An 11,431-nucleotide genomic window follows, 5' to 3' on the forward strand; every position below is an offset into this window, starting at 1 on the left:
GACGTACCGTGCAGTCTAAACCCTGCCGGCACGGTTGCAATCTGGCCACGGACCGCGGTTCAGGCTTCCTTCGCGACGGCCTTCTTCACGGCCTTCTTGGCGGCTTTTTTCGCCGGGGCCTTCTTGGCGGCCTTTTTGGTCGTTTTCCTGGCTGCTTTCTTGGTCGCTTTCTTGGCCGCCTTCTTGGCCGTTTTCTTCGCCGGGGTCGCAGTCGTCTCCGACGACTTCTTCGCCGCCTTCTTCGCCGGCGCCTTCTTGGCAGCGACCTTCTTCCCGAAGCGGCCACCCTTGCGCACGGGCTTGCCCTCGGCCAGGAGGGCCTCGCACTCGGCCTGGGTCAGGCTGGCCGGATCGCGATCCTTGGGGATCTTGCCGTTCTTCTCGCCGTCGGTGATGTAGGGACCGTAGCGCCCGTTCAGCACCTGGATATCGGTGCCTTCGAAGGTCTTGATCGTGCGGTTGGCGATCATTTCTTCCTTGGCCCGGATCAGTTCGACCGCACGTTCGAAGCTGATCTTGTACGGGTCGTCTTCCTTGCCCAGCGAGGCATAGGTGTCACCGCGCTTGGCGAAGGGACCGAAGCGGCCGATGGCCACGGTCACCGGCTTGTCGTCCATCTCGCCCAGGGTGCGCGGCAGGTCGAACAGCGGCAGCGCCTCCTCCAGGGTGATGGTGTGCATGCTGGTGCCCGGGCGCAGCGAGGCGAACTTGGGCTTTTCCTCGTCGTCCATGTGGCCGATCTGGGCGTAGGGCCCGTAGCGGCCCAGGCGCACCGACACCGGCTTGCCCGACTTGGGGTCGGTACCCAGCTGGCGCGCGCCGGTGGCCTCGGAGCGGTCCACGGACTCGCTCTTTTCCTCGACCATGGTCTTGAACGGCTTCCAGAACCGCTCCATCAGCGGCACCCAGGCGCTTTCGCCGGCGGCCACCGAATCGAGTTCGTCCTCGAGCTTGGCGGTGAAGTCGTAGTCCACGTACTGGGTGAAGTGGCTGGTCAGGAAGTTGGCCACCGCGCGGCCGACGTCGCTGGGCCGGAAGCGCCGGTTGTCCAGGTACACGTACTCGCGGCCCTGCAGCACCTGGATGATGCTGGCGTAGGTGGACGGACGGCCGATGCCGTATTCCTCGAGTGCCTTCACCAGCGAGGCCTCCGAGAAGCGCGGCGGCGGCTCGGTGAAGTGCTGGTCGGTATGGATGCTGCCCAGCGGCACGATCTGGCCGGTTTTCATCGGCGGCAGCTTGCGGCCTTCGTCATCGTCCTCGGCGGCCTTCTGGTCCTTGCCTTCTTCGTACACGGCCAGGAAACCCGGGTCGATGACGGTGGTGCCGCTGGCGCGGAAGCCGTGTTCGCTGCCGGCCGCCAGTTCCACCGAGACGGTGTTGAGGGTGGCGGGCACCATCTGGCAGGCGACGGTCCGCTTCCAGATCAGTTCGTACAGGCGGCGGCCGTCGTCGTCGAGGTACTTGGCCACCGACGCCGGCGTGCGCAGGGCCGAGGTCGGGCGGATGGCCTCGTGCGCTTCCTGGGCGTTCTTGGACTTGGACTTGTATTCGTTGGGCTTGTCCGGCACCGCCTGGGTGCCGAAGTCGCGGGCGATGACGTCGCGGATCTCCGACACCGCGTCCACCGAAAGGCTCACGGAATCGGTACGCATGTAGCTGATGAGGCCGACGGTGCCTTCTTCGCCGATCGCCATGCCTTCATACAGCTTCTGCGCCACGCGCATGGTGCGCGAGGTGGTGAAGCCAAGCTTGCGCGCGGCCTCCTGCTGCAGCGTGGAGGTAATGAAGGGCGGTGCCGGGCGGCGCTTGCGCTCCTTGCTGATGACGTCGGTGACGCGCAGGGCGTCGCCGGCAGCCTTGACCAGGCGCTCGCGGGCCGCCTGGGCGTCCTCGGTGTTGGTGAGCGTGAACTGCTCGAACTTCTTGCCGTCGAGCTTCACCAGCCGGGCGGTGAAACCCTGCTGCGGGTGGTTCATCTCCGCCTCGACGCTCCAGTACTCACGCGGCACGAAGGCTTCGATCTCTTCCTCGCGCTCGACGATCATGCGCAGCGCCGGCGACTGCACGCGCCCGGCCGAGAGGCCGCGCTGCACCTTGCGCCACAGTACCGGCGAGAGGTTGAAGCCAACCAGGTAGTCCAGCGCGCGCCTTGCCTGCTGGGCATCCACCAGGTCGCCGGCGACCTGGCGCGGGTTGTCCACGGCGGCGCGGATGGCGCGCGGCGTGATCTCGGTGAACACCACCCGGTGCAGGGCGCGGTCCTTGAGCAGGCCACGTTCCTTGAGGATCTCGGAGATGTGCCAGCTGATCGCCTCGCCCTCGCGATCCGGGTCAGTGGCCAGGTAGATGGCGTCGGCGGCCTTGGCGGCCTTGGCGATGGCCTCGACGTGCTTCTGGTTCTTCTCGATCAGCTCGTAGCGCATCGCGAACCCGTTGTCCGGGTCCACGGCGCCTTCCTTGGGTACCAGGTCGCGGACGTGGCCGTACGAGGCCAGGACGTGGAAGTCCTTGCCCAGGTACTTGTTGATCGTCTTGGCCTTGGCGGGCGATTCGACGATGAGGAGGTTCTTGGCCATGCCGGTGCTTGCTCCAGGGCGGACCCGCTTTCGGGCCGCCCAGATGGCGAGGCCCGCGGGGAACGCGGGCCGGGGGGTCTTTTTTCATTAAGGCACCACTCCGGCCGGGCCTGTCAAGCAAGGGCCCGGGCCGGGGGTGCCGCGCCGTTCACTTGCAGGCGCTTGGCAGAAGCCGGTCCGGGACGCCTTCGGCGCTGCAGGTTCCGGCCCCCTCGGGGTCCTGGCCCACGTACAAAACCCCGCTGGCGGCCCCGCCAAGCCCGTCCACGTCGCGCAGGGTCACGGCGATCTCGCAGGTCCCGTCGGGGTTCTCGATGACCAGGACCTCCTGGATGTCGGCGCTGGTCGGGGCCGCCAGGCCCAGTTCGTCCCCGTCGCGGGGGCAGCGGTCGGTCTGGGCCCGGAAGTCGGCCATCCGCCGGGCGGCCGTGGCGCCCTCGGCCTGGGCGGCCATCACCCGCGACCGCACCTCGTAGTCCTTGTAGGCGGGCACCGAAATCGCGGCCAGGATGCCCACGACCGCCAGCACGCACATGATCACCACGCCGGCCACCAAGGCGACCAGACAGCCATTGAGCTCGCGGACCTGGCGGCCGGGCTGGTCGGTATAGGCCCACTTGTCGACCACGAAGGTGTCGGCCATCAGGTCGTGCAGGGCCTGTTTGCGCTGGGTCCAGCCGGCCATGAAGAAGCCGATGTAGAGGATCAGGTAGGACACGATGGAGCCGGCCCAGCGCGCCGCCGCGCGACCGAAACCAAGCCGCCGGCCCTGGCTGTCGACGACCTTGATGCCCAGCGCCAGCTTGCCGACCGTGGCCTGCATCTTCGACGACTCCATGCCGGCGTAATAGGCCAGGCTGAGGATCGGATAGATCAGGTTGACGATGATCGCGCCGACCAGGAAGGTTTCCTCCCCTTCGTCCTGGCCCCGGCCGCTGGCGATCACGGCCAGGACCACGAAGCCCAGCAGCAGCAGCGCGTAGAACACGCTGCCGACCAGCATCGAGTCGATCATGTAGGCGCCCAGGCGGCGAATGAATCCGGCGTCCACGACGTCGTCGGGGCCGCTGCTGCGCTGGTTGGCTGCGGGCGCGATGCCGCCGGCCGGGAGCCCGGGGGCAAGGTCCTCGGCCGGCACGACGGGCGGCGCCGCGGGCAGTTCGGCCAGGTGGCCTTCCAGCGGCACCCACTGGGGCAGGCCGTCGCGCCAGACCAGGGTCTCGCGGGTGATCCGGCCCTGGCGGAAGGCCGTGGCCAGGTCCTCGCCCGACACCGGTCCCTGCCGGTTGTGGCCGGCGTCCACGTAGTACCACACGTTCATCGTTCCCTGGCTCCCCGGCGCGGCGCGCCCTGTGCAGACATGAAAACGCCCGGCCATGCCGGGCGCCTTCACAGGGTAATCGGGAACCGGGGTTCAGTGAACGGGTTCGGGCTCATCTTCGAACATCTGGCTCTCCATCCAGGCGTATGCCGCCTCGGAGCCGGGCTGGTTGAACAGCACCATCAGCACCACCCACTTGATGTCGTCGACGTCCACTTCGTCCTGGTCCAGCGCCATCACCCGATCGACCACCAGCTCGCGCTGGTCGGCGTCGATGACGCCGCTGTGCTCGAGGAACATCAGGAAGCCGCGGCAGTCCGAGTCCAGCCGGTCGAGCTCGGGTTCGGAATACACACGAACAGGAACCTGCAGGCGCGGCGTGGTGGCGGCCGGGCGCTGGCGCGCCAGCTCGTCGAGCCAGTCGAAGGCCTTGTTGATCTCGGAAGGGCTGAAACCGGCCTGGATCAGGCCGTTCTGGAGCGAGTCGCGGTCCCGGACGGCGTCGGGGTCGTCGTAGAAATAGTGTTCGAACAGGTACAGCAGGACATCCAGTATGGTCTCTTTCATTACCCTCAGCCTGCGCCAGCCGGCGCGATGGGAAGGTCAGGGGTGCCGGGCAAAGCGGCCATTGTCGGCGACCACCCGCCCATCCAACTCCATGACCAGCAGCATGGAGGACAGTTCGGCCACCGTCAATCCTGTGCGCCGGACCAGTTCATCCAAAGGGGTGGGGTCGTGGCCCAGGGCGGACCACAAGCGCTTGTGGTCGGGGTCGTCGCCCGGCTGTCCGCCGGCTGAGCGGCCGGGAGGGCGTTCCGGCGCTTCGGGAGCCCCGCCTTGCGAGGGCGCGAGCGCGTGGTTCAGGTCGGCGGCGAGGCAGGCGGCCAGCGGCTCCAGGGCCTCGACGACATGATCCGGACATTCCACCAGCGTGGCCCCGTCACGGATGAGGCGGTGGCAGCCGCGGGCCACCGGATTGTCAACGGAGCCGGGCAACGCGAATACCTCGCGGCCGGCCTCGGCAGCAAGCCGGGCACTGATGAGCGCGCCCGACCGCATGGCGGCCTCAAGCACGATCGTGCCCAACGACAGGCCCGCGACGATGCGGTTTCGGCTCGGGAAATGGCTGGCGATAGCCGGCGTGCCCGGCGGATGTTCGCCCAGGACCAGGCCATCGGCTGCGATGCGCGCCATCAGGCCGGCGTTGCCCGGCGGGTAAGCCTGGTCCAGGCCGGTGCCGACCACGGCCAGGGTGCGGCCACCCACGGCCAGGGCCCCGGCGTGGGCCGCGGCGTCGATACCCTCGGCCAGGCCGCTGGTGACCGCCCAACCGGCGCGCGCCAGGGCGGCGGCGAAGTCGTGGGCGCGCTGGCGCCCGGCCGGACTGGGCCGGCGGCTGCCGACCAGCGCCACCTGCGGGTGCCAGAGCAGGCCCGGGTCACCGTGCAGGAACAGCAGTGCCGGTGGCCAGGGCGTGCGGCGAAGCAGGGGCGGGTAGTCGGGCGAGGTCCAGGGCAGCAGGTGGCGCCCCGGCTTGTGCAGCCAGGCCCGGTCGGCGTCGAGCAGGCGCGGGCAGGGGCGGAGCAGGGCCGCGCGGCAGGCCGGCGGCAGGCCGGCGCCGTGGCGGGCGGCGGCCAGGGCGGCAGCGGGTTCGGGATGGGTGGCCAGCAGGTGCCGGAACAGGGCGTCGGGCAGTCTGGCGCGGGCCAGCACCAGCAGGGCGTCTTGGTTTTCCATGGCCCGAACAGCATCGCGGCGCCCGAAGGCGCCGCGATGTCGGTGAAACCCTGAAGCCGCCGTCAGCTTATTCGGTGGCGTCCGGATGCTTGAGCGTGTCGCCGTGGCTGACCGGGCGGATACCGTTCATCACCAGCGCATAGGCGACCTTGTCGAAGGTGCGGAAGACCATCAGGTTGCCGACGAACTCGTCCGGCAGCTGCACCTTGTCGGCCTTGGCCGCCATGCCGCTGCGATGGGCGACGGTGTCGGGAACCACGGTGCCCGGGCTCCAGATCGACATCACGTGGCCGTTGCGGATGCCGTCGCGGGCGCCCGCCGAGATCGCGACCACCAGGTTCGGGCCGGCCAGCAGGCCGTCGGCAACCGCCATGATGCGGGCGTTGGACGGCACCACGTCCGGTGCGCGCGGCACGAACTGCAGGTCGTAAGGCTGTGCCTCGGAGGGCAGCACGCGGTCGCCGACGCGGATTTCGCGGCCTTCCTCGCGCAGCACCACGGTGGCCACTTCACCCTGCACCCGGGTCACTTCACCCGTGGCGTGGATGGCCAGCTCGTAGCCCAGCTTCTCGCCCGTGGCTTCGCCGAAACCAGCCGGCACGGTCCAGTGCGAGTGGTGGCGGTCGCCGCGGAAGTCGAGCGGGGTGGCACCCGGGGGATTGCGCTTGTTGCCGCCCCCGAAGAGGTTCACCGGACGGGCCAGGTCGACCACCATGCCCGGTGCCGCACCCTGCAGGCCGCGCACGTAGATCAGCTGGCCGGAGACGCCGTAGAGACGGTCGTCCTCGGTGCCGATGACGTAAGGCAGGGCCTTGGGGTCTTCGACCACGGTGAAGTGCTTGAGCAGCGCCTCGACTTCCGACAGTGGGATGGTATCCACCGCCTCGCCGACCTGCGGGCCTTCTGCGCGGACGCGCGGCTCGCCGTCGATGTAGACCAGGCTGAGGACCTGGCCCGGGAAGATGAGGTGCGGATTCTGCACCTGCGGGTTGGCCTGCCAGATTTCCGGCCAGAGCCAGGGCTTCTGAAGGAAGCGCCCCGCGATGTCCCAGAGGGTGTCACCCCTCTTCACCACGTACGTGGTTGGGTGGTCTTCACGAAGTTCGGCCGCGAAAGCGACCGCCGCGAAGGTGAGCAACATGGCAGTTGTAACTGCAAGAAGCCGTTTAAGCATGGCGGCTATCCACCTGATTTCCCCGGACAGGTTGGGCGACTATAGCCCAAATCCGGTCCCGGATTGCAAGCCCGCCGGAGGTATACTGTTGTGCCGGCCCCTTGAGGTCCGGGCCCTTGTACCCAATCTTTCCGTCCATGGCCAAGCTCCCTATCCTGGAATTCCCCGATCCCCGCCTGCGAACGGTTGCCAAGCCGGTCGAAACCGTCGATGACGCCCTGCGGGTCCTGGTGGACGATATGTTCGAGACCATGTACGCGGCCCCGGGCATCGGGCTGGCCGCGACCCAGGTCGACGTTCACCAGCGCCTCCTCGTCCTTGACGTAAGCGAGGACCAGAGCCGGCCAATGGTGTTCATCAATCCCGAGATCCTGTCCGCGGAAGGCCACCAGGTCTACCAGGAAGGCTGCCTGTCCGTGCCCGGCATCTATGCCGACGTCAAACGCGCCAATTCGGTGCGGGTGAAGGCCCTGGACCGCGACGGCAAGCCCTTCGAAATCGAGGCCGATGGCCTGCTGGCGGTGTGCATCCAGCACGAAATGGACCACCTGGCCGGCAAGGTCTTCGTGGACTATCTCTCGCCGCTCAAGCGCGAACAGGTTCGCAAGAAGCTCGCCAAGCAGCAGCGCGAAGCCAGCACCGCCTAGCCATGTCCCTGCGCATCGTCTTCGCGGGCACGCCGGCGTTCGCCGTGCCCTGCCTGCGCGCGGCCGCCGCGCACGGCGATGTGGTGGGCGTTTACACCCAGCCCGACCGCCCGGCCGGGCGCGGCCGCCAGTACGTGCCCTCGCCGGTGAAGGTGGAAGCGCTGTCGCGCCAGCTGCCGGCATTCCAGCCGGAAAACTTCAAGTCCGAGGCCGCGCGCGAACAGCTGCGTGCGCTCAGGCCCGACCTGATGGTGGTGGTGGCCTACGGCCTGATCCTGCCGCAGTCGGTGCTCGAGATCCCTGCCCAGGGCTGTTGGAACGTGCACGCCTCGCTGCTGCCGCGCTGGCGCGGCGCCGCGCCGATCCAGCGCGCCATCGAGGCCGGCGACACGGCGTCCGGCGTGTGCCTGATGAAGATGGAAAAGGGCCTGGACACCGGCCCGGTGCTGCTCTCGCTGGCCACGCCGATTTCCGATGACGATACCGGCGGTTCGCTGCACGACCGCCTGTCCGAACTGGGCGCCGAAGTGCTGTCCGATGGCCTGAAACTGCTGCGTGCGGGCATGCGCCCGGTGCCCCAGCCGCAGCCGGCAGACGGCGTCACCTACGCCCACAAGCTCGACAAGGCCGAGGCCCGGCTGGACTGGACGCGCCCGGCCGCCGAACTGGCCAACAAGGTGCGCGCCTTCAATCCCTGGCCCGTCGCCGAGGCCCAACTCGCCGGTGAGCGCCTGCGCATCCATGCGGCCCGGGCCCTGCCGGGCGGCGGCGACCAGGCCCCAGGCACCGTGGTGGCGGCCGGCCGCGACGGCATCGATGTCGCCTGCGGCGATGGCCTGCTGCGCCTGATGGTGGTGCAGCGCGACGGCGGCCGCGCCCTGCCCGCTGCCGACTACCTCAACGCCCGCCCCGGGCTGGCCGGTCGATGAGCGCGCCCGGCTCGGCGCTGCGTGCCACCGCCGCCCGCGTGCTGGGCACGGTGCTGGGCGAGGGCCGTTCACTGAAAGCCGTGCTGGCGCGCGCCCTGCCGGAAGTGCCTGACTCACGTGACCGCGCCTTGCTCGAGGCGATCTGCTTCGACGCCCTGCGCCACCGCCGACGCTACGACTACGCCCTGTCGCAGTGGCTGGCCCGGCCCCTGGCCCAGCGCGACCAGGCCGTGCACTGGCTGCTGCTGGCCGGCCTGGCCCAGGTCAAGGGCCTGGGCCTGGCGCCGCACGCCGCCGTAAGCGCCACCGCCGAAGCCGCCCGCGACCTGGGCCGCACCGGCCTGGTGGGGCTGGTGAACGCCCTGCTGCGTCGGGCCAGCCGCGAACCGCTGCCGGAAAGTGACGACCCGGCCATCCGCTGCAGCCATCCGGACTGGCTGGTCCAGCGCCTGCGCCGGGACTGGCCCGAGCAGGCCGACGCCATCCTGGCCGCGAACAATCAGCCTGCGCCGCTGTGGCTGCGGGCCAATCCCCGCCAGGGCAGCGCCAGCGCGCTGGCCGCCGCCCTGCAGGAAGCCGGCATGCCCGCCGACTGCCCAGACAGCGTGCCCGGCGCGGTGCGCCTGGAAACCCCGGTACCGGTAGACCGCCTGCCCGGCTGGGACCACGGCGCCATGGGCGTGCAGGACGGCGCCGCCCAACTAGCCGTGCTCGCCCTGGAGCCGCACCCGGGCGAACGTTTCCTCGACGCCTGCGCCGCCCCCGGCGGCAAGGCGGCGCAGCTGGCCGAACACCTGGGCGAGGGCGAACTGCTGGCCCTGGACGTGGACGCGCGCCGGCTGGACAAGGTGCGCGACCTGCTGCGCCGGCTGCGGCTTGAAGCCCCCAACGTGCAGGTCCGGGTCGCCGACGCCGCGCAGTCCGAAGACTGGTGGGACGGCCGCCCCTTCGACGCCATCCTGCTCGACGCCCCGTGTTCGGCCACCGGCATCATTCGCCGCCAGCCCGACATCAAGTGGCACCGGCGCGAGACCGACATCCCCGCGCTTGCCGCCACCCAGAGCCAGCTGCTTGATGCCCTGTGGCCGTTGCTGCGCCCGGGCGGCCGGCTGGTGTACGCCACCTGCTCGGTGCTGCGCGAGGAAAACGAGGTCCAGGTCGCCGGCTTCCTTGCCCGGCACGCGGATGCCCGCGCCGCGGTGCTTCCCGACCGTTTCGGCCACGCCTGCGACGCCGGTCGCCAGCGCCTGCCGGGCGAAGACGGCATGGATGGTTTTTTCTATGCCCGGCTGGAAAAGGCGGGTTAGGTCAAATCCGCGTCATCGCCTGGGCCCTATAGTTCGAGCCAGATGACTTCCGTCGATCGTCGCCACGCCCTGGTTTTTTTCGCGCTTGCGTTTTTCGTGCTGGCGGCCGGTTTCGGCCTGCGCGACCCCTGGCCTGCCGACGAACCGCGCTTCGTGCTGGTCGCCAAGCAGATGGTCGAATCGGGCGACTTCCTGTTCCCGCATCGCGGCCAGGAGCTCTACCCCGACAAACCCCCGATCTATTTCTGGCTGCTGTCGGCGGCCTTCGGCCTGGTCGGCAGCTGGCGCTGGAGTTTCCTGCTGCCATCCCTGCTCTCGGCCATGGGCACCCTGGCGCTGACCTGGGACCTGGGCCGGCGCCTTTGGTCGCCGCGCGCCGGCCTGTGGGCCGCCATCGCGGTGGCGGTGGCGCTGCAGTTCCTCTACCAGGGCAAACGCGCGCAGATCGACCCGACCCTGGTGTTCCTGACCACGCTGTCCTTCTACGGCCTTTGCCGCCATCTGTTGCTCGGGCCGCACTGGCGATGGTGGTTGGCCGGCTGTTTCGCGGCCGGCCTGGGCGTGGTGACCAAGGGCGTCGGGTTCCTGCCGCTGCTGGCGCTGCTGCCCTTCGCCGTGTTCGCAAGGCGGGGCTGGCAAGGTATCGCGCCCCTGGGCCAGGGCAATGGCTGGCGCTGGGCCGGCGGTGCGCTGGCCTTCCTCGCCGCCATCGGCCTCTGGCTGGGCCCGGTGTTGGCCGTCGCCTTGTCGAGCGGTGATCCGGAACACGCCGACTACCTGCGCAACATCCTGTTCAAGCAGACGGCGCAGCGTTACGCCAACGCCTGGCACCACACCGAACCCTTCTGGTACTTCGGCCAGGTCGTGCTGTTCTTCTGGCTGCCGTTTTCCCTGGCCCTGCCCTGGCTGCTCAAGCCCTGGGCCCGGGCCTGGCGCGAACGCGACGCGCGCGTCTGGCTACCGCTGGCGTGGTCGATCCTGGTGCTGCTTTTTTTCAGCGCCAGCGCCGGGAAGCGTGACATGTACCTGCTGCCGGCCCTGCCGGCGCTGGCGCTGGCGGCGGCGCCGTTCCTCGACGACATCACCGGCCGCCGCGGCTTCCGCATCGCGGTGATGGCCTTCACCGGCGCGCTCGCCGCCATGCTGCTGGCCGTGGGCGCGCTGGGGCTGTGGAGCGACGTGGGACTGTTCGCGCGGCAGGTCACCGAGCGCGGGCTGGGCGACGAGGTGCGCTGGGTCTGGGCCATGCTGGCCACGGTCGGCGGCGTGTCCCTCCTGGCCGTCGCGGTGGCGCGACTGCGCCGCGCCCTGGCCGCCTGCGCGCTGTTCCTGGTGCTGCTTTGGTCGGGTTATGGCTTCGTGCTGCACCCGGTCCTGGACGACGAAAGTTCGTCCCGCGAGCTCATGCAGCGCGCCCGGGTGCTGGCCGGGCCGGGCGTTGCCCTGGGCCTGGTGGACTGGAAGGAACAGAACCTGCTGCAGGCCGTCGGGCCGGTGGTGGAGTTCGGGTTCCGCGTGCCCGCCGGGGAACAACTGCAGCACGCGCAGGCCTGGCTGGCATCCGACCCGGCCGCGCGCCTGCTGCTGGTCCAGCATTCCGATGCCCTGGCCTGCGTGGACTTCGACCCCGCGTCCGGCGCCCGTCCGGTCGGCATGGCCAACCGCCGCGAGTGGTGGCTGCTGGGGCCGCAGGCACTTTCAGGCTGTTCCCCCGGTGCCACGCGAGTAGACTAGCGC

Annotated in this window: 9 protein-coding genes; 4 read left to right on the forward strand and 5 right to left on the reverse strand. The window is 69.7% G+C overall.

The window, feature by feature from the left end; all coding sequences use genetic code 11:
* Positions 1 to 59 precede the first annotated feature (59 nt).
* The 5 genes from ACYVJH_RS11510 to ACYVJH_RS11530 all read right to left on the reverse strand — a co-directional run bounded on the left by ACYVJH_RS11510 (position 60) and on the right by ACYVJH_RS11530 (position 6,778).
* Positions 60 to 2,579 (reverse strand): DNA topoisomerase I, encoded by a 2,520-nt coding sequence (locus tag ACYVJH_RS11510; protein ID WP_460454783.1) that lies wholly within the window; start codon positions 2,577 to 2,579, stop codon positions 60 to 62.
* A gap of 148 nt (positions 2,580 to 2,727) precedes the next feature.
* Complete coding sequence (locus tag ACYVJH_RS11515; RefSeq protein ID WP_460454784.1) at positions 2,728 to 3,900, reverse strand: RDD family protein; 1,173 nt, start codon at positions 3,898 to 3,900, stop codon at positions 2,728 to 2,730.
* 93 nt (positions 3,901 to 3,993) lie between these two features.
* Positions 3,994 to 4,467 carry a DUF494 family protein gene (locus tag ACYVJH_RS11520; RefSeq protein WP_460454785.1) on the reverse strand — a complete coding sequence of 158 codons (474 nt, stop codon included), beginning with the start codon at positions 4,465 to 4,467 and terminating at the stop codon, positions 3,994 to 3,996.
* A gap of 36 nt (positions 4,468 to 4,503) precedes the next feature.
* The gene (gene dprA, locus ACYVJH_RS11525; protein WP_460454786.1) at positions 4,504 to 5,637 is read right to left on the reverse strand and encodes a DNA-processing protein DprA; all 1,134 of its coding nucleotides are present in this window, start codon (positions 5,635 to 5,637) and stop codon (positions 4,504 to 4,506) included.
* Between the two features lie 67 nt (positions 5,638 to 5,704).
* Positions 5,705 to 6,778 carry a LysM peptidoglycan-binding domain-containing protein gene (locus ACYVJH_RS11530; RefSeq protein ID WP_460454787.1) on the reverse strand — a complete coding sequence of 358 codons (1,074 nt, stop codon included), beginning with the start codon at positions 6,776 to 6,778 and terminating at the stop codon, positions 5,705 to 5,707.
* Positions 6,779 to 6,948: 170 nt separating this feature from the next.
* Between ACYVJH_RS11530 and def the strand changes: the two genes are divergently transcribed.
* The 4 genes from def to ACYVJH_RS11550 are packed head-to-tail and all read left to right on the forward strand — an operon-like array spanning position 6,949 to position 11,428.
* Complete coding sequence (gene def / locus ACYVJH_RS11535) at positions 6,949 to 7,458, forward strand: peptide deformylase (RefSeq protein ID WP_460454788.1); 510 nt, start codon at positions 6,949 to 6,951, stop codon at positions 7,456 to 7,458.
* 8 nt (positions 7,459 to 7,466) lie between these two features.
* Positions 7,467 to 8,387: a methionyl-tRNA formyltransferase gene (fmt, locus tag ACYVJH_RS11540; RefSeq protein ID WP_460454873.1), complete on the forward strand. Its 921-nt coding sequence runs from the start codon at positions 7,467 to 7,469 to the stop codon at positions 8,385 to 8,387.
* A complete protein-coding gene (rsmB, locus tag ACYVJH_RS11545; RefSeq protein ID WP_460454789.1) occupies positions 8,384 to 9,694 on the forward strand; it encodes a 16S rRNA (cytosine(967)-C(5))-methyltransferase RsmB in 1,311 nt (436 codons plus the stop codon). Before fmt ends, rsmB begins: the two co-directional genes overlap by 4 nt.
* A gap of 42 nt (positions 9,695 to 9,736) precedes the next feature.
* On the forward strand, positions 9,737 to 11,428 hold the full coding sequence (locus ACYVJH_RS11550; RefSeq protein ID WP_460454790.1) for an ArnT family glycosyltransferase: 1,692 nt from the start codon (positions 9,737 to 9,739) through the stop codon (positions 11,426 to 11,428).
* Positions 11,429 to 11,431 lie beyond the last annotated feature (3 nt).

This window comes from Arenimonas aestuarii (genome assembly GCF_054781715.1).